We start from the raw sequence: 18,713 nt of genomic DNA on the forward strand, positions 1-18,713 counted from the left end.
TCGACCAGGACTTACTTCGCGCCGTAGATATCGAAGTCGAAGTATTTCTTGGTGATCTCGTCATATTTGCCGCTGGCGCGTACAGCGGCCAAAGCTGCATTCAGCTTCTGCTTCAGCTCCGTATCGTCCTTGCGAAGACCGCCGGAAACGCCGAGACCCAGAATTTCCTTGTCGTCGGCCACATTACCAGCGTCCGCGCAGCAATCCTTGCCCGCATCACTTTTCAGGAAGGCGTCGAGAACGAGCGAGTCGCCGAAGACATAATCGATACGACCGGCAGCCAGATCCTGAAACGCTTCGTCAAGTGTCTGATAGGTCTTTTCGTCCGCCACGTCCTTGAAATACTTGGCGTAGTAAGCGGACTGGATGGTCGAGACCTGAATGCCGATGGTCTTGCCCTTGACGTCCTCTGCCGTTGCGCCCGGCTTGTCGCCCTTGGCACCGATCAGCTTGCTGGGCGTGTTGTAGTATTTGTCGGTGAAGGTGATGACCTTCTGGCGTTCTTCCGTATTGGACATGGATGACCAGATCACGTCGAACTTCTTGGCTTCAAGCGCTGGAATAAGCCCATCCCAGGACAGTTCAACGATGGAGCATTTTTCCTTCATTTCCGCGCAGACGGCGTCCATCAGGTCGATTTCCCAGCCCTGCCATTTCCCGGACGCATCCTTGGCGAAAAACGGCGGGTAGGATTCGTTCATGATGCCGAAGCGGACATCGGCGCTGGCGGTGAAGGCAGAGAGCGCAAATGCCGATCCGGCAAGCAGCGTGGCGAACAGTTTCATGGAAATCTCCTGTTGGAATATCGAAAATATCAGTTGGCGATGGCGCCGGTAAAATCGCGGGTGCGGGCGCTGGTCGGGTTGCCGAACACCTGGTCCGGCGGCCCCTCTTCTTCCACGCGGCCCTGATGCAGAAACATGACGTGGTTGGACACATCACGCGCAAAGCGCATTTCATGCGTGACCAACAACATGGTGCGCCCTTCGTCTGCCAGATCGCGGATGACTTTCAGCACCTCGCCGACCAGTTCCGGATCAAGCGCAGAGGTCGGCTCATCGAACAGCATCACGGCGGGCTCGACGCACAGCGCCCGCGCAATCGCCGCACGCTGCTGCTGGCCGCCGGAAAGGAAGGCCGGATAGGCATCCTTCTTGTCGTAAAGGCCGACCTTGTTGAGCAGTGCTTCGGCTTTCTCGATCGCATCCTGCCGCTTGACACCCATTACATGCACAGGCGCTTCTATGATGTTTTCCAGCACCGTGCGGTGGGACCAGAGATTGAAGGTCTGAAACACCATGCCAAGCCCGGTGCGCAGACGCTCCACCTGCCGCCAGTTTTTCGGTACCGCCTTGCCGTCGCGACCCATCTTGACAACGATTTCCTCGCCGCTGACGGTCACACGACCACGGTCGGGCATTTCCAGAAAATTGATGCAGCGCAGAAACGTGCTCTTGCCGGAGCCTGAGGAGCCGATGATCGAGATGACGTCACCCTTGCGGGCGTTGAGCGAAATGCCTTTGAGGACCTCATGCGTACCGAAGCTCTTGTGGATATCCTCCACCGCCAAAGCGTAACCGCCTTCAATACTCATCAACTGGTCCCGACTGTCCTTGTTGCGGATGGATACTTATAGACACAAGCGAAAAATGCCGCGCAATAAACGGCTCTATTGCATATCCTGGATGAAAAATCATTCCACGGGAAAGATTTCAAGGAAAATCGTCAAGCGATCCCCGGCCGTGAAGCCGGGGAGACCATCCTATGGCTGCGTATACGCTTTTTATGCTGCGCTGATCACGCCCGTGGAAAGCAGAAGCAGAAGCAGCACGCCAAGACCCACGCGGTACCAGACAAAGGGCATATAGCTTTTGCTGGAAACCATCTTCAAAAAGCCGACGATAACAGCATATCCGACGATGAAGGAAATCACGGTGGCAAGCGCCGTTTCGCCCCAGCCGACCGGGTTTACCTGGCCAATACTCTTGTAGAGCTGGTAGAAGCCGGAACCGAAAACGGCGGGGACGGCGAGAAGAAACGAGTAGCGAGCAGCCGCTTCTCGCGTATAGCCCAACAGCAGACCTGCCGTGATGGTGCCGCCGGAACGGGAAACGCCGGGGATCAGCGCCATGGCCTGGGCGAAACCGAACAGAATACCATCGCGCCAGATGAGCTTGTTCAGCGGATACTTCTTCTTGCCGATTTTATCCGCGTAACCGAGAATGATACCGAAGACGATCAGCATCACGGCGGTGATGTAGAGATTGCGCAACGAGGTCTCGATGGCATCCTTGAACAGAAGGCCCAAGAGCACGATCGGCACAGAGCCGACGATAATGAGCCAACCCATGCGCGCATCTGCCGGATCGTACGCGCCGCTAAGGCGCAGGTTCTGGCGAAGCCATGCCATGGCAATACGCATGATGTCGGACCAGAAGTACACCAGAACCGCCAGTTCGGTACCGATCTGAATAATGGCCGTAAAGGCAGCGCCCGGGTCCTCCCCCGTTCCCAGAAATTCCCCGGCGATGCGCAGATGCGCACTGGAGGAAATCGGCAAAAATTCTGTAAGACCTTGAATAAAGCCAAGAATTGCGGCTTCGATCCAACCAATACCCATGCTTGTCGTCCCTCACTGAGAATCACTGCCGCACTGTTATGAAGCAATCCGGGCAGATCAATGTTGCAATGCGGAATATTTTTTCAGGCGCAATGTCGTCCACGACATCCGTAACGGGACACGAAGATGTGCGCAACAGGCCTTGCTACTCGGCAGCGGCCAGCGGCTCGATCATCTCGACACCAGACAGCACGCGCTTTTCACCTCCACTGCAGACCACATGGGCATCTCCCCATGCTTTCAGTGCAGCGATGACGGGTTGCATGCTGTGGCCAAGCGGCGTCAGATCATAATCCACCCGCGGCGGCACCACGGCGAAGACCTTGCGGGAAATCAGGCCTGCGTCTTCCAGTTCGCGCAACTGCTTGGTCAACATCCGCTGGGTGACGCTCGGAATGTGGCGACGCAGCCCGTTGAAGCGCAACGTCCCCTCATTCATCAGGTGGTAAAGGATGACGCCTTTCCATTTCCCATCCAGAAAACTCAGCGTCGATTCCACCGGACAACCCGGGAAATGATCGGTCAACTTGGCACGGGGACGGGACATCTCGGTATCCTTTTTGTGCGTATATACACAATATGTGCATTCTTGCGGTCTGTGCTCATCTCTATCAAATAGAGATCAACGCAACAAGCAAAGGAGAAAACGCCATGCGAGCTATCGGTTACAAAAGCGCAAGGCCCATCACGGAAGCGGATGCGCTCATCGACCTCGATGTGGCCGTACCGGATGCCAAAGGTCATGATCTGCTGGTCGAGGTGAAGGCCGTTTCGGTCAATCCGGTCGATACGAAAGTGCGCCGTAACCAGGCGCCGGAAACCGGCGAGACACGCATTCTCGGCTTCGATGCGGCAGGGATCGTCAAGGCCGTGGGCGAAAATGTCACCCTGTTCAAGCCCGGCGATGCGGTATTTTACGCCGGCGCCATCAATCGTCCCGGCTCCAACAGCGAGTTCCACCTGGTCGATGAACGCATCGTCGGCAAAAAGCCAGAGAGCCTCAGCTTCGAAGAGGCGGCGGCGCTGCCCTTGACGGCGATAACCGCTTACGAGGCACTGTTCGACCGGCTCAAGGTCAAGAACCCTGTTCCCGGTGCGGCCAACGCCATTGTCATCATCGGCGGCGCAGGCGGCGTCGGCTCCATCGCCATCCAGCTAGCCCGGCAATTGACCGAGCTGACCGTCATCGCCACAGCGTCACGCCCGGAAACAAAGCAATGGGTCCAGGCACTCGGCGCGCACCACGTCATCGATCACAGCCAGCCGCTCGCCCCACAGGTCGAGGCACTCGGCCTCGGCGCTCCCGGATTCGTCTTTTCCACAACGCAGAGCGATCTCCACGCCGCCGATAGCATCGCGCTCATCGCGCCGCAGGGACGGTTCGCGCTGATCGATGATCCCGAAGGCGGTTTCGATGCCATGCCCTTCAAGCGCAAAGCCATCTCTATCCACTGGGAAATGATGTTCACCCGCCCCGTCTTCGGAACCGCCGATATTCTGGAGCAGCACAATTTGCTCAACCACGTCTCGGAGCTGGTGGATGAAGGCAAGATCAGGACGACGATGACCGAGGTCTTCGGCACCATCAATGCGGCCAATCTCATCAGGGCGCATGCGCTGATCGAGAGTGGGACCGCGAAGGGCAAGATTGTTTTGTCGGGGTTTTGATGGAGCGATAGCCGCAGGCTACCGAAGAGTTGCCGCTACCCGGTCTGTCTTGCCATCTATCCCCTCGCCTGTGTGCGAGGGGATCTCCTGCAGAAAACGAGGGCTAGAGCCTGACATCCGCCGACCATCAATCCTCCTCAGGATCTTCCGGGCAAGGCCATTCGGCAGGTGTGGTCAGACCTTCGGGCAATTTTGTCTTGGCGTCACCACAGGCAATGTCGATCTGCCTCTGATCAAGGCCCGTCGCCTTGGAAAGGTCCAGCCCTTCAATGCGGGTCAGCAGAAGAAATGCGTCCTCGAAATCGATCGGCCCCGTGAAGCTGGCACCGGTAAAGCGCGCACGAGAGAGGTTGGCCATAGTGAATTTCGTTCCGGTGAGCGTGGCACCCTCGAAGTCGGCACGGCCCAGCTCAGCCTTGGTAAAATCCGCTCCGACAAGCTTGGCGTTCTCGAACGTCGCGCGCTGCATTTCGGCATTGTTGAACTTGGCATTTTCCGCATTCGCGTCGCTGAAATCGCCGCGATAGGCCTCGACCTTTGCGAGATTGCTCTCCTGCAACTGCGAGGAGGCCAATGAAGAGCGGATGAGTTTCGCCTTCCTCAAATTGGCCTTGTTGAAGGACGATCCGCGAAGATCGGTGAAGGTGAAATCGGTTCCTTGCAGATCCGCGCCGTCGAACACACTGCCCCCGAGCATCAGCAGACGCTTGTTGCAGCCGCTCCAGTCGATCTGGGCGGACGCATCCGCACGGCAACTGGCCGCCTGGCTCTCCGCTGCGAATAGCGTCACAACGGCAAGCATTGTCAGAAACGCGCCGCAAACAAGGCCCGGCTTTCGCAGAGCATGAGGTCTATCTGCTAACATATTCATAAATCTGCTCCCATACCGACCTTGCAAGCGTATCCATCCACACCTGTCGATATCCTCTCTTACAAGTAGAACATCAGCGCTCATGCTGCAATTACCAAACTGGAAGCCTATGGCTGCGGTCAAGATCGACACCGCTCTTTTTCGCAAAGACCGCATCAAACATCGTTCAGATCGCTCGCCAGAAGCGCCCAGCGCTCATGATCGCACCACACGCCTCCAGCTCTAACAACATGTCACCTTCCCTCAGAAAGACGACAAAGCGCACAAGGGCCCAGATCGACCTCACATGTTGGCGTATACAGGCCCTTCACCGCCCTGTGGCGGCACCCAGTTGATGTTCTGGTTGGGGTCCTTGATGTCACAGGTTTTGCAATGGACGCAGTTTTGCGCGTTGATGACATAGGTCGGCTCTCCGTCCTTCTCCACCCATTCATAAACGCCGGCGGGACAGTATCGTGTCGATGGACCGGCATAGACGTCGTGCTCGGACCGCTTCTGCAAATCCATGTCCTTCACCTGAAGATGCACCGGCTGGTCCTCCTCGTGGTTGGTGGAGGAAATGAACACCGATGACAGGCGGTCGAAGGTCAGGACACCGTCGGGCTTGGGGTAAGCAATCGGCTTGTGGAATTTCGCCGGCTCCAGGCTCTGCGCATCCGTCTTGCCGTGTTTCAGCGTGCCAAACAGGGAAAGGCCGAGCAACTGGTTCGTCCACATATCCAGCCCGCCGAGCGCCACGCCGATTGCGGTGCCGAATTTCGACCATAGAGGCTTGACGTTGCGTACGCGTTTCAGATCCTTGCCGATGTCGCTGTCGCGCCATTCGTTTTCGATCTCGATGACCTCGTCGTTGGCGCGGCCCGCCGCAATGGCGTCCGCCAGCCGGTCTGCCGCCATCATGCCGGACAAGACGGCATTATGACTGCCCTTGATGCGCGGCACATTGACGAAACCGGCGGAACAGCCAATCAGCGCGCCGCCGGGGAAGGTGAGTTTCGGCACCGACTGGTAACCGCCTTCCGTAATGGCACGCGCGCCATAGGACAGACGCTTGCCGCCTTCGAAGGTCGGCGCGATCGCCGGATGCGTCTTGTAACGCTGGAACTCCTCGAAGGGGTAAAGATACGGATTCTTGTAGTTCAGATGCACCACGAAGCCGACAGCCACGAGGTTGTCTTCGAGATGGTAGAGGAAGGAACCGCCACCCGTCTTCATGCCGAGCGGCCAGCCGAAGGAGTGCTGCACGAGGCCGGGCCTGTGGTTTTCCGGCTTGACCTGCCACAGTTCCTTGATGCCGATACCAAATTTCTGGACATCGCTCTCTTTTGACAACGCAAATCTGTCGATCAACTGCTTGGCCAGCGAGCCGCGCACGCCCTCGCCGATCAGCACATATTTGCCCATCAGCGCCATGCCGCGTGTAAAGGCCGGCCCGGGCTCGCCGTTGCGCTCCACACCCATATCGCCAGTCGCGACCCCGATAACAGCGCCTTCGTCGTTATAAAGCACTTCGGTGGCAGCAAAGCCGGGATAGATTTCAACACCCAGCGCCTCTGCCTTTTCCGCCAGCCAGCGACAGACGAGACCCAGCGAAACGATGTAGTTGCCGTGGTTGTTCATCAAAGGCGGCATGGCGAAGTTGGGAAGGCGGATGGAACCCGCCGGGCCGAGCAGCAGGAACTGGTCGTCCTTGACTTCCGTCTTGAAAGGGTGCCCCTCCTCTTCGCGCCAACCAGGCAACAGGCGGTCTATGCCAATGGGATCGACGACGGCACCAGAGACGATATGCGCTCCAACCTCGGACCCTTTTTCCAGAACGACCACGGAGAGATCGGGATTGACCTGCTTCAGCCGTATCGCCGCCGAAAGGCCAGCAGGGCCAGCGCCGACGATCACAACGTCGAATTCCATCGATTCGCGTTCCGGCAGTTCCATCGCGTCCGTCATCTTCATCCTCTCAGCCCGCCGGTCCCGTCCGGCAATATTTTTCTAACGTGCCAGCAGCAGCGGGGTTCAACTCCACGCACGCTGGTGCCCGTTTCTTTCAAGCAATCGTCTCAATCTTCTCGCAAAGCGCAAAGCCATTGTCGAGGTCGAACTGCGGCAAATCCTTTGCGCGCCTATGACATTACTGCCCGCACTGGTAATACCTTACCTTTACGTTCACGTAAGTTATCGGGATTTCGTAGAACGTCAAGGCTCCCGGAAGGGATCGTCCGCCGTAGAAATAATCACGGTCGCCGCCTTCAAAACCCTGCCAGTGCCCCCTATAACCAGACAACATCATCAGGAGGAACTCCATGGATTTCGGCATTTCCGGCAAACGCGCACTTGTTCTGGCATCGTCGCGCGGCCTTGGCCTCGGCATTGCAACGGCCTTGGCCAAAGAGGGCGCACATGTGCTGCTCGTTGGCCGCACGGCTGAAAAGCTGGCCGCGAACGTCGAGGCCATCAATGCGCTGGGCAAAGGCAAGGCAGATTGGGTGCAAGGTGATCTTTCGCGAGACGATTTCGTCGAGACGATGATCCAAGCGGTGACGGAAAAGCTCGGGGGTATCGACATTCTTGTCAACAACACCGGTGGCCCCACGCCCGGCATGGCGCAGGATATCACCGTGGAGAAGCTTGAGACTTTCTTCCAGTCCATGGTTCTTCGCGTCATTGCGCTGACCGGCGCCTTCCTGCCGCACATGAAGGAGCAAGGCTGGGGTCGTATCCTGACCGTTGCCTCGTCAGGCGTGTTCGAGCCCATCCCCAATCTGGCGCTTTCAAACACTCTGCGCGGTGCGCTGGTGGGCTGGAACAAGACACTGGCATCGGAGATCGCCGGTTCCGGTATCACCGCCAACATGCTGCTTCCGGGTCGCATCCACACGGATCGCATCGATGAACTGGATGGCGCCAATGCAAAGCGGCTGGGCAAGAGCGTCGAAGAGGTGCGCGAGGCATCGCTGAAAACCATTCCGGCCGGTCGCCTGGGCAAGGTCGAGGAGTTTGCAGCAGCCGGTGCCTTCCTGTGCTCGCAGCCCGCCAGCTACATCACCGGCACCATGTTGCGCGTGGATGGCGGAGCGTCGAAGTCCATCTGAAAACGGGCATAATACAACGCCTGTCCGGCAAGCAACGTCGGGCAGGCCGCCTTTGCTTGCTCGACAGTTACCAAGGTCATGGCGTGAACTGGCTGCACAACGTCCACACAAGCTTGACCGCATACTTCAAGCATCATGGAGCCAACCAATGCCTTGGCCCCTATAGTCGCGAGGGGATCCATGCACACCATCATTTTGGCGAGATACAACGAAGCTCTTGAATGGATCGTGGATATCCCTGCGGATTTTCGGGTCATCATTTACAACAAGGGTCAGGAGATTACCTCGCCAACGGTGCTTGCCCGTGCGGACGAAATCGTGGCCAGACCGAATGTCGGACGCGAGTCCGAGACTTACCTTCACCACATGAGAACGCGTGCGACGGACGATCGCTATTTCACCGTGTTTTCGCAAGGCGACCCGATTACCCATAGCCCAGATTTCATTGACATCTTGAGAAACTGGCGCAGATGGGATGATGTGCAGCCACTGTCGTGGCAGTGGCTGGCAGACCGGAATATCCCACCATCGGCACAACTCGACCGTTACAATGAATATTTCCCGCTGCATCTTCGCGTTCGGCCTGAGACATTTTCCCTTTTCGATTGGGTCGCACTCGAATTCACCGATGTCGGCGCCTGGAACATGGGCCTCGTCTACAAAACGATCCAGGGTATCTCACCCAACACCAGCAATATCGCCGCGCATGCCTTGCGCGCCTGGAAGCTGGATGCGCTGGCGGATGAAGCCGACCGTCACAGCGCCGGTGTCTTTTCCTACGGCGCCATCTTTGCCGTCCGCAACGCGCATGTTGCGGGACTGCCAGAGGTGTCCAAGGATGCGATGTACGACTTTTCGGTGGGAACAGCCGCATGCAACGGCTATATTCTCGAGCGCATGTGGCTGCACATTTTCGGTACCGGCTTTTACCGCCGCGTCCCGTTCATGGACCAGCATGCCAGCGCGCTGAATTTGCCCGGAGCCGATGACGAATCCCGCGCCGGGATCGCCAATCTCGTGCTGAACCTTGTGGACCACGGCATGTCCATGGGCGACGTTGCACACTTCGTGCAGGACGCCATGCGCGAGCGGCTGGAGACGCTGAAATCAGGTCATGACCAGAGCGTAGACTAAGTCGCGATCATCACGGTCAATGATTATTCACCATAATTGCTGTTGCAGGTTCATGCATCAGCGTTTGATTAAAATTTGATGACGTGAGTGCACTGATTTTTGGGGGGCGGTGATTTAGCTGAGTGGCCAATATCAATTTTGGCGCACTCCCATGTTAGAAGCACTCTTCCCACCCAGAACGACGCCGGCAACGGGCAGCACCGGCGGGCAATCGTCAGGCACGACAACGAGCAGCGGTTCGGCGTCCTCCGGCCCGGCGAGCCAGACCACGACCCAGCCTGCTGCCAGCACGCCCACCACGGCTGAAGACAAGGATACCGACGACGGCACCTATTCGCCGGCGCCGACGCAGCCAGCGACAAGCGAGAGTCAGCCTGTCGATGGTCAGCCGACAACGGACGAAACCGCGTCTGCGCAATCTCCATCAGCTTCCGCCGGGGACGCAGACGACCAACCCGTAGCATCAGCACCGATTGAAGACACCGGGCCTGAACCGACCAACGCACCCGAGAAGTCGCAACCCACTGATTCCGAGCCTGTTGCAGACGAGCCGACAGCAAGCAATGACAATGATGCTGAAGCTGGCAAATCCATGCCGGTTGAGAACGGCACCGCCGGTTCGTCCGCGCCCATTCAGGGCACCAATGGTTCTGTGCCTCAGACCGCCTCTCCGTCGACACCTGTTGCATCCGCACCCGTGGCGGTACGGCGGCCGGTATCGTCAGATGGTCCGGTTCGCACCGAGAGACCCTTTCAATTCGACGCTGTAGAGACCCGATCCTCGCTGCGCCGCCTCGCCGATGAAGAACAGGCCGCAGCAGACGCTGCCCGTAACCATGCTGCCGAGGTACAAAAGAACCGCATTCTGCGCGGACTGCTCGATGCCATCGCCAACACGGACCCGGCTGTTACCAAGAGCACGCTACTCGCCGACACCGACACACAAGAGCCCAAGCCAAGCCTGGTCGAGACGTATTACGCGCAGGCCTGATCGAAGCATCCGATTCGAATGGCAATCGAAACCTCTTCGGGATAAACTCCGGGGAGGTTTTTTCCTATCGAGGCACATCATGCAGATACTCCGGATTTCCCTGACCATAATCGGCGCGTTGGTGGCCCTGATCGGCCTCATCTGGATTGGGCAGGGCAGCGGCTACTTCCCCTACCCCGCCTCCAGCTTCATGATCAATCAAAGTCCATGGCTGTTGCGCGGCGCGCTGGTTCTCGTCGCGGGCATCGTGGTGATCTGGGCATCGCGACGCTTTATTCGCTGACGCTTACTTTACCAGTTTCGGCAGGTCAGCGATCAGCGCGTCACGCGTGGCAAAGCTGATCGGCTCCGCGCTTTTCCAGTCCTGTATGTTCAGCTTGGCAAAGACCACTTGCCTGTCGCCCTTCTGTGCCCAACCGACGAACCAACCGAGCCAGGAATCGCCATCATACCGGCCTGCCTTGGTGCGCATACGGCCGGAACCCGTCTTGCCCTGCACCTTCCAGCCATCGGCGGCGGTGAATGCAGGGATGATCGCCATGGTCTTTTCGGACGCAGCCCTGGAAACGGGCAGCTTGCCCAAGCGGAAACGGCGCAGGAAATTCACCTGCTGGTCGCCGGATATCGCCAGAGATGACATCAACCACGCCTCGGTCAACCCATCCGAGCGCCCCTTCACGCCGCGCACATCCGCATTGCCATAATCGAAGCGGCGGGCATAATCGGCGAATTTCTGCTCGCCCAAACGCCGGGTGATTTCCTGCGAGTACCAGACGATGGAATCACGTTCCCAAATGGTTGGATCGACGGACTTCTGCTGCCGCTTGGGCTTTTTCCACTCGGCCTTGTAATCCCAACGTGGTGTCGTCTCGTCCTTCAAAATACCCGCATCGTAGCCCATGATGGCCAAAGGCAGCTTGAAGGTGGATTGGGGCGCGAAAGCCCTGTCGCACGTGCCTTGCCGGTGTAGCGCCTCACCCGTCGTGACGTCCAGAATGACCGTGCATTGCACCGTCTCGGCGGCTCGGGCACTGAAGGAACCCAAACAACCGATTGTAAATACGGAATAAAAAATGAGGCCGATGTGCGGCTTTGTCGTCATGGATACTCTCCATTTGCTTGTGGTGCCGCTGTTTTAGTCCAGCCTGTCATGGCGCGACAAATGATGATATCTGGTTTCAGGCATGAATTTTAATTGGTCTTATCGATGGTCCGCCCGCATCTTCCCCTCAACGCACTGCGCGCTTTCGAAGCCGCAGCACGACATCTCAGCTTCACGCGCGCGGCGATTGAACTGTGCGTCACGCAAACTGCAATCAGCCACCAGGTCAAGCTTCTGGAACAGAAACTCGGCGTCGAACTGTTCCGGCGTTTGCCGCGCGGTTTGATGATTACCGAAGACGGGCTTGCGCTTTTGCCGACGCTGCGCGCTTCGTTCGACAGCATGGCCGATATGCTGCAACGCTTCGAGGAAGGCCATCTGCGCGATGTGCTGACGCTGGGTGCGGTCGGGACCTTCGCTGTCGGCTGGCTTTTGCCGCGCCTGGGTGGGTTTCAGACGCGCTATCCCTTCATCGAAATCAGGCTTTCCACCAACAACAATCGCGTCGATATCGCCGCGGAGGGCCTGGACTACGCCATTCGTTTCGGCAACGGCGCATGGCATGACACCGATGCCGACGAGCTGTTCGAAGCGCCGCATTCGATGCTGTGCATCCCCGCAATCGCGCAGCAGCTCGCCTCGCCGCATGATGTCGCAACCCAACCACTCCTGCGTTCCTACCGTGTGGACGAATGGCCGGACTGGTTTGAGGCGGCCGGTGTCTCCGCTCCGAAAATTCGTGGCATCGTGTTCGATTCGTCCGTGTCGATGATCGAAGCGGCCTTGCAGGGTGCGGGCGTTGCGCTTGCCCCGCCATTGATGTTCGGTCGACACCTGTCGTCAGGCGCGCTGGAGCAGCCGTTTCCGGTCTATGTCTCTAAAGGCTGCTACTGGCTGACGCGGCTGAAATCGCGGCCGGTGACACCTGCTATGGCCACGTTCTCGGCATGGCTGATGGAAGAATCCAAGCTTACCCGGGCAGCCCAAGCGTCAAAAAATTGACCTGTTCGGGTTGCCATGCGCCAGCCAGCATGCAATGACCCGCCCTTCTCAAACATCACCGATGCCATGGGCATCCTGACTGACGGGCATGAGCATGCCTCGGCCCATTTCGACCTGTCTAAAGAACCAAGGAATTTCGCCATGACACGGACACTCGGCCTCGATTTCGGCACGACCAACACGGTCATGGCACTTTCCGACAGCGGTAAAGACAGCCATTCGATGCGCTTTACCAGCAGCGCCGGAACCGCAGACAGCATGCGAACGGCCCTGTCCTTCATGAAGGACCGGACCATGGGGGCGGCTGCGCTTCACGTCGAGGCGGGTCATGCCGCCATTCAGCAGTTCATCGACAATCCGGGCGACTGTCGCTTTCTGCAATCCATCAAGACCTTTGCTGCATCCTCGCTGTTTCAGGGCACGCTGGTCTTTGCCAAGCGCCAGAGCTTCGAGGATTTGATGGAAGTCTTTCTGCGCAAGCTGAAGTCCTATGCGGGCGATGAGTGGCCCAGCGACATATCGAGCGTCATTGCCGGTCGGCCTGTGCGTTTTGCAGGTGCCAATCCCGATGAAGCGCTGGCGCTGGCCCGCTACAACGACGCGCTGACCCGCGCCGGTTTTCCGGAAATCCACTATGTCTATGAGCCCGTTGCTGCGGCCTATTATTTCGCTCAGAGCCTGAAGAAGGACGCCAATGTTCTCGTTGCCGATTTCGGCGGCGGCACCACCGACTATTCGCTTATCCGGTTCGAAACCCATGGCGGCAAGCTCTCCGCCACCCCTATCGGCCACTCGGGCGTCGGCGTCGCCGGAGACCACTTCGACTTCCGCATGATCGACAATCTGGTCTCGCCGGAAATCGGCAAGGGCAGCAAGTTCAAGAGTTTCGACAAGGTGCTGGACGTTCCGGGCGGCTACTATGTCAACTTCGGGCGCTGGAACCAGCTCTCCATCTTCAAGACCACCAAGGAGTTTGCCGACCTGAAATCTCTGGTCCGCTCCGCGCTGGAGCCGGAGAAGCTGGAAATGTTCGTGGAGCTTGTCGAACATGACGAAGGCTATCCACTCTATCAGGCCATTTCCGCCACCAAGATGGCGCTGTCGTCGCAGGAAGAAGCGGAGTTCAATTTCTCGCCGCTGGGCAAGGCGGGTCGCAAGACCGTCAAGCGCTCGGATTTCGACCACTGGATCAGCGACGATCTGGCCAAGATCGAAGGCGCGCTGGATGAGGTGCTGGAGAAAACACAAACCGCACCTGACGCCATCGACAAGGTGTTTTTGACCGGCGGTACCTCGTTTGTGCCTGCCGTGCGCCAGCTCTTCACGCGCCGTTTCGATGCCGACAAGATCGAAACAGGCGGCGAGTTGCTGTCGATTGCCCATGGTCTGGCGATGATTGGCGAAAGCGGCGACATTGAGCGCTGGACAGCGTGATGACGGGGTTTCGCCAGTCGGACAGATAGGGTAGCGTCAAGCCATGATCTCGGTGCAGGACCTTTCCACGGCAGAACTGGCGGCGCTTTTGCATTTTCATGCGGATGCGGGCGTGGAGTGGCTGTTGGAAGACGGCCCGCTGGATCGTTTCGCGGAGTTTGCGGCCAGCCGCCAGAACCGCCCCGCTCACCGTGAGACGCAGTCTCAGCCACAGCAGAATGAAGCACCGCCGCGCACCGCACCATCCAAACCGTCATCGCGTGCCGCTGCACCGCCACCTGCGCCCGCCATTCAAACCAATGTCGCCATGCCGGACGATCAGGCCATTGCCGCCGCTCGTTTCGCGGCTGAGGCAGCCCGCTCGTTACCGGAGCTCAAGACAGCGCTGGAAAGCTTCAACGGCTGCAATCTGAAAAACAGCGCCCGCAACACGATTTTCGCCGAGGGCGACCCGTCTTCCGGCATCATGGTCATCGGTCCCATGCCGGATGCGGATGACGACCGCGAGGGCCTGTTGTATGTCGGCAAGACCGGCTTGCTTCTCGACCGAATGCTTGCGGCCATCGGGCTTCATCGCGCCCAGCTTCTGCTGACCAACGTTGTTCCATGGCGCCCGCCGGGCAACCGCTCTCCCTCCCATGCCGAAATGGAGATCTGCCGCCCCTTCATCGAGAGACAGGTGGCATTGGCGGAGCCCAAAGTACTGTTGCTTTTGGGCAACTTCACCGCCCGTTTTTTCTTTGGCGGCGCGGGAACGATCCATACCTTGCGCGGACAGTGGCGTGATGTCGCATCCGGCCACGGTATCGTGCCTGCCATCGCAACTCTCCACCCTCAGGAACTTTTGAATGCACCCGCCAGTAAGCCATTGGCCTGGCAGGATTTATTGGCATTTCAGGCGCGTATTCGCGAGATGTGAACGCTTCCTTTTTGAGCAGTGTGAATCAATTATGAAGAAAGCCATGCAAATGGCGCATAACAGCGGCGCAGTTCCGTTTCTTGCCGAATCTCTACCGCACTGCAATAAGTCATCTTGTCTTGGGAGGAAAAGGTTTAAGGAACCAAGGCAATGACCACTCGCTTCCGTCCGGTTCACTCCGGCTTTGAAACACTCAGGCTCGCAGGCCTTGGCCCGCGCTCCAGCAATGGCTACCACCGCTTTGGTGGAACCAACGAACAGCTGACCGCTCGCGCATCGGCCCAGCAGGTTCGTACAACCCGTCCATCGGCTGTCTTCGCGGATTTCCGCGAGCGCTGAGACGACAGTCTCAGGGCTGGACCTCGTAGACTTTATGATCCGACGCTTCGCAGCGCCTTTCCGACGGAGAGGCGCTTTTGCGTTTTTGGCTGACCTTGTCCCGTGCCGCAGCACTCGCCTTGATTTTTCAACACCCGGCTTGTACTCAGCTCCGCTGATACGAGTTTTAAAACAGTGTTCCTTGTTGAAAGATGGCGCGCATGACATTCGACATGAGCCTGCATGAAAGCGGTCCGATCAAGAAGAAAAGACATTCTTGGTACTGGAGAGGCGTGATCTTCCACTCCGCCCTTCTTTCGTCCATTTCAAAAACGTTCAACAACGATGCTCTTGAACGATACAAAGCATCTATCGATCTCGATTTTCAACAGGACATCAGTGGTCAGGATGTCATTCTCGTGGCCTGTGACGAGGCTTATTTCTGGCGATATGCCGTCTCCTTTATTCAATCTCTGTCGATGATAAAGGACAGGTTTTACGTCCATCTTCATCTCATCCGACCCAACCGCGATGTGCTTGACCAGATCGAACGCCTGCGCAATGAGTTGCCGACCGTTATCTTGAGCGTCAGTGCAGATCCGCTGACGGGGCTGACTTTACCGAGACGGGTGAACATCTACTATAATAGTGCACGCTTTGTTGTTGCAGACCAACTGCTCGATCAAGGCGTGGCGCGATTGCTGATCCTGGATGTCGATACGATTGCAAAGACATCGCCCTGGCGGAAAATCGGAAACCTGAAAAGCGAAGGTGCCTTCAGCTTCCGGCCGCATACACGCAAGCCGTGGCACAAAATCCTCGCGAACGCGGTCTATTATGGAAATTCCGACGCTGTACGCCGGTTTTCCAGACGCTTTTCAACAACGCTTCTTGCGGTCCTCGCGAAAAATCCCTCCTACCACATCGATCAGATCATACCGCATTACCTTTTGAAGATCGGGGCTCGCCAGTTCGGACAGGTTTTTGGCGATATTCCGGCTGACCTCATAAGCCTCGATTACAATCCTAAGGCCAGTCTTTGGACAGCGAAGGGATCGGACAAGTCCTCATCCAAATTTCTGCATGAGAAGAGCAAAGTGGACGCAGCCTTTTCGTCTGACGTCACCTGAGGCCTCAACCAGAATGACAGAACCAAACTATTCGGGCAACATCACCGGCGACGCGTCGCGTGCGGCCAGAAACGCGTCGTTCACGTAGACGAACTTGATGGCCTGCCAGTTACAATATTCATCGAGGAATTCGCGTGAAAACCACATGCCGCTGCGCAGGCTGTCATCATGCCAGCCCATCGTGCCCTGCTCGGCAGCCTTGTTGAGCAGGCGCTGGAGATGGGTGCGCGACATCATGAACTCGCCCGCCATGGCGCGCGCGTCGACAAAGCCGATGTCAATGCGGTCGGTTTCGCGGTCGGCGTCTTCGATACGGCTGATGAATTCGTCCATCACCAGTGCGCCTGCTTCGGTCCAGAGGAACAGGCCAACACGCGCTGGTGGCTCTACCCAATCCTTGTGGAGTATGCAATTGCGCGCGGCCTGCGGCTGCGCCAGCGCCAGAAGTTCAGGCTGGGCCATCATCGTCGCGGCTCGGGTTCCGCCATCCATCCCATCCAGTGCCGCGAGGTTTGCGACATACCACATCAGCATGGTCTGCTCGCTAATCTGCGACGCCCTGTAGCGGCGAGGACGCACCGTTGCGGGGCCGACCTTTTCGACATAGCGATATATTTCAAGCTGATCGAGATAGTTCTGGACGGTGTTGCGGCTGGCAATCCCGTTCTCCGTCACCAGTTCGCGCAGTTGCGCCACCGTGAAACCGCGCGGCGTCGTCTCCAGACTGAGTGCCATGCCAGCTTGGGTCATCAACCATTTCTGGTGCGCAGACAAAAGCCGGGCGATCCTCGGATTGTCGTTGTAGGCAGCGCGAAGGTTGCGCGCGAGCCCTCGTATCGCCCCGAGCAATTTCGGATGCGCGACAAGTTCGGCGTGGGAATACCTCATGGCTCCCCCTGCGACAAAGCTGGTGTTACCTCATCAGACTGGCAAACAATCACCACTCTGTTGTCTTCCTGATCCGCGTATACGCCATTTCTGGCGGTCTGAAACGCGCAAACAGGCCTTCCGCGTTTTACCCCAAACACGATACGCCACCCCAAATTGACCCTTACCGAAACGCTGGATATCACATTCGCGCCCAAATTGAACAAAGGTTTAGTAAAAAACTAGCATTTCAGCATGTTGTCATAATAGGAAACACATTAATGCTCACGGCGCTCAACCCTGCGGTGTGGATGCCTTTTTCGCGGCCTTGCGGGCCAGACCCAATTGGTGCTCACGGAAAATGATGAAGATCCCTGCGCATACCACAATTGCGGTGCCGACCAACATGCTGGCAGTGGGAATGTCGCCGAACAGGATATATGACACAGCGATACCGAACAGGATCGAACTGTATTCGAACGGCGCTATGGTAGACACCTCCGCGTGGCGATAGCTTTCGGTAAGCAAAATCTGGGCAATACCGCCTGCGATGCCGCAGGAGATCAACAATATCGCCTGCTTCAGATCGAGCCCTTCCCAATCGAACGGCAGGCTGAGAGCCGACAGAAACGCGCCAGTGAGCGAGAAATAGAGCACGATGGTTGCTGTCTTTTCGGTCACGACCAGTTGGCGCACCTGCACCATGGCCAGTCCGCCGAGGACCGCACCCGCCAACACCGCCAAGGCACCGATCCCCTCACCTGCCGCAAAACCGCCCTGTTGCAACAGCGTCAGCTTCGGCCACAAAATGATGACCACGCCCGTCATCCCGATCACGACCGCAGACCAGCGATAGACACGCACCTGTTCTCCCAACAGCAGGGACGCAAAGACAACCGCCATAAGGGGCGAGGCATAGCCGATGGCGATGAACTCGGGCAAAGGTAGCAAGGTCAGCCCGTAAAAGCCGCATGCCATGGAGAGAACGCCAAGGCATCCGCGTTTGAAATGGCCGGATATATTCTTCGTGTAAAGTGCGCTTGAAAGACTGCGCAGCCAGGCGAGATAGATGACGATGGGAACGATGGCGAAGGCGGAGCGGAAAAAGCTGATCTGTCCCGCAGGGATATCCGGCCCGGCCGCCTTGATGCATGTCTGCATGACCAGAAAGAACGCAACGGAAATCAATTTGAAGCTTATGCCCCGGATGGGGTTATAGGCGGCGGCACTCATTGGAAACTGACACTCGTGGGCCCACGCGGGCGTGAGCCGGTTTCATCTCACAGGGCCACGAACTGACTCTGCACTGCAAGAACATGGCTATCAGATATTTCCGCCGATTCTGACAGAAACTCAAGATTGAGCATTTATTCCTTCGCTTTTCATCCGACCGGTTGCCCAAAAGCCAACAGGCGACATGAAAAATGCTTTAAATATATGCAAATGATGTATTGAGCAGCAGATAATAAACGGCCACCCCTCTACTTATGACAACTTGAAGAAACCGAATATTAACCAGACTATATTCTAAATGAGCACAATCGAGCCCGCAGTTTTCGATCCGGACG

19 protein-coding genes are annotated in these 18,713 nt (G+C 57.6%); 10 read left to right on the forward strand and 9 right to left on the reverse strand.

Going from position 1 to position 18,713, the window contains the following annotated elements; genetic code table 11:
- Positions 1-11: 11 nt before the first annotated feature.
- From GGQ73_RS15060 to GGQ73_RS15075, 4 genes are all read right to left on the reverse strand, one after another.
- The gene (locus GGQ73_RS15060; protein WP_183897015.1) at positions 12-785 is read right to left on the reverse strand and encodes a transporter substrate-binding domain-containing protein; all 774 of its coding nucleotides are present in this window, start codon (positions 783-785) and stop codon (positions 12-14) included.
- 29 nt (positions 786-814) lie between these two features.
- Entirely contained in the window at positions 815-1,594 is a 780-nt protein-coding gene (locus GGQ73_RS15065) for an ABC transporter ATP-binding protein (RefSeq protein WP_183897016.1), read from the reverse strand.
- Between the two features lie 189 nt (positions 1,595-1,783).
- Positions 1,784-2,620, reverse strand: a complete 837-nt coding sequence (locus GGQ73_RS15070; protein ID WP_183897017.1) for an undecaprenyl-diphosphate phosphatase — start codon at positions 2,618-2,620, stop codon at positions 1,784-1,786.
- A gap of 145 nt (positions 2,621-2,765) precedes the next feature.
- Positions 2,766-3,167 (reverse strand): winged helix-turn-helix transcriptional regulator, encoded by a 402-nt coding sequence (locus tag GGQ73_RS15075; RefSeq protein WP_174152493.1) that lies wholly within the window; start codon positions 3,165-3,167, stop codon positions 2,766-2,768.
- Positions 3,168-3,271: 104 nt separating this feature from the next.
- On the opposite strand from GGQ73_RS15075, the gene GGQ73_RS15080 reads away from it, so the two are divergent.
- On the forward strand, positions 3,272-4,288 hold the full coding sequence (locus GGQ73_RS15080; RefSeq protein WP_183897018.1) for a zinc-binding alcohol dehydrogenase family protein: 1,017 nt from the start codon (positions 3,272-3,274) through the stop codon (positions 4,286-4,288).
- Between the two features lie 127 nt (positions 4,289-4,415).
- On the opposite strand, the gene GGQ73_RS15085 is transcribed toward GGQ73_RS15080, so the two are convergent.
- A complete protein-coding gene (locus tag GGQ73_RS15085; protein ID WP_183897167.1) occupies positions 4,416-5,153 on the reverse strand; it encodes a pentapeptide repeat-containing protein in 738 nt (245 codons plus the stop codon).
- A gap of 288 nt (positions 5,154-5,441) precedes the next feature.
- Positions 5,442-7,106 (reverse strand): electron transfer flavoprotein-ubiquinone oxidoreductase, encoded by a 1,665-nt coding sequence (locus tag GGQ73_RS15095; RefSeq protein WP_174152782.1) that lies wholly within the window; start codon positions 7,104-7,106, stop codon positions 5,442-5,444.
- Between the two features lie 353 nt (positions 7,107-7,459).
- Between GGQ73_RS15095 and GGQ73_RS15100 the strand changes: the two genes are divergently transcribed.
- From GGQ73_RS15100 to GGQ73_RS15115, 4 genes are all read left to right on the forward strand, one after another.
- Entirely contained in the window at positions 7,460-8,248 is a 789-nt protein-coding gene (locus GGQ73_RS15100) for an SDR family oxidoreductase (protein WP_174152491.1), read from the forward strand.
- Positions 8,249-8,428: 180 nt separating this feature from the next.
- Positions 8,429-9,382, forward strand: a complete 954-nt coding sequence (locus tag GGQ73_RS15105) for a hypothetical protein (RefSeq protein ID WP_183897020.1) — start codon at positions 8,429-8,431, stop codon at positions 9,380-9,382.
- Positions 9,383-9,533: 151 nt separating this feature from the next.
- Positions 9,534-10,373: a hypothetical protein gene (locus GGQ73_RS15110; RefSeq protein WP_183897021.1), complete on the forward strand. Its 840-nt coding sequence runs from the start codon at positions 9,534-9,536 to the stop codon at positions 10,371-10,373.
- A gap of 79 nt (positions 10,374-10,452) precedes the next feature.
- Positions 10,453-10,656, forward strand: coding sequence for a hypothetical protein (locus GGQ73_RS15115; protein WP_183897022.1), 204 nt, complete (start codon positions 10,453-10,455; stop codon positions 10,654-10,656).
- A gap of 3 nt (positions 10,657-10,659) precedes the next feature.
- On the opposite strand, the gene blaOXA is transcribed toward GGQ73_RS15115, so the two are convergent.
- A complete protein-coding gene (gene blaOXA / locus GGQ73_RS15120; protein WP_183897023.1) occupies positions 10,660-11,475 on the reverse strand; it encodes a class D beta-lactamase in 816 nt (271 codons plus the stop codon).
- 105 nt (positions 11,476-11,580) lie between these two features.
- Between blaOXA and GGQ73_RS15125 the strand changes: the two genes are divergently transcribed.
- From GGQ73_RS15125 to GGQ73_RS15145, 5 genes are all read left to right on the forward strand, one after another.
- Positions 11,581-12,477 carry a LysR family transcriptional regulator gene (locus GGQ73_RS15125; protein WP_174152486.1) on the forward strand — a complete coding sequence of 299 codons (897 nt, stop codon included), beginning with the start codon at positions 11,581-11,583 and terminating at the stop codon, positions 12,475-12,477.
- Positions 12,478-12,618: 141 nt separating this feature from the next.
- On the forward strand, positions 12,619-13,911 hold the full coding sequence (locus tag GGQ73_RS15130; protein ID WP_174152485.1) for an Hsp70 family protein: 1,293 nt from the start codon (positions 12,619-12,621) through the stop codon (positions 13,909-13,911).
- A 43-nt stretch (positions 13,912-13,954) separates the two neighbouring features.
- The gene (locus GGQ73_RS15135) at positions 13,955-14,830 is read left to right on the forward strand and encodes a uracil-DNA glycosylase (protein ID WP_183897024.1); all 876 of its coding nucleotides are present in this window, start codon (positions 13,955-13,957) and stop codon (positions 14,828-14,830) included.
- 150 nt (positions 14,831-14,980) lie between these two features.
- Entirely contained in the window at positions 14,981-15,169 is a 189-nt protein-coding gene (locus tag GGQ73_RS15140) for a hypothetical protein (RefSeq protein WP_174152483.1), read from the forward strand.
- 200 nt (positions 15,170-15,369) lie between these two features.
- Positions 15,370-16,278: a hypothetical protein gene (locus GGQ73_RS15145; RefSeq protein ID WP_183897025.1), complete on the forward strand. Its 909-nt coding sequence runs from the start codon at positions 15,370-15,372 to the stop codon at positions 16,276-16,278.
- A 27-nt stretch (positions 16,279-16,305) separates the two neighbouring features.
- On the opposite strand, the gene GGQ73_RS15150 is transcribed toward GGQ73_RS15145, so the two are convergent.
- Positions 16,306-17,166: a hypothetical protein gene (locus GGQ73_RS15150; RefSeq protein WP_183897026.1), complete on the reverse strand. Its 861-nt coding sequence runs from the start codon at positions 17,164-17,166 to the stop codon at positions 16,306-16,308.
- A gap of 273 nt (positions 17,167-17,439) precedes the next feature.
- Positions 17,440-18,378 carry a DMT family transporter gene (locus tag GGQ73_RS15155; protein WP_183897027.1) on the reverse strand — a complete coding sequence of 313 codons (939 nt, stop codon included), beginning with the start codon at positions 18,376-18,378 and terminating at the stop codon, positions 17,440-17,442.
- Positions 18,379-18,713 lie beyond the last annotated feature (335 nt).

Source organism: Rhizobium skierniewicense (assembly GCF_014196515.1).
Taxonomy (GTDB): Bacteria; Pseudomonadota; Alphaproteobacteria; order Rhizobiales; family Rhizobiaceae; genus Agrobacterium; species Agrobacterium skierniewicense.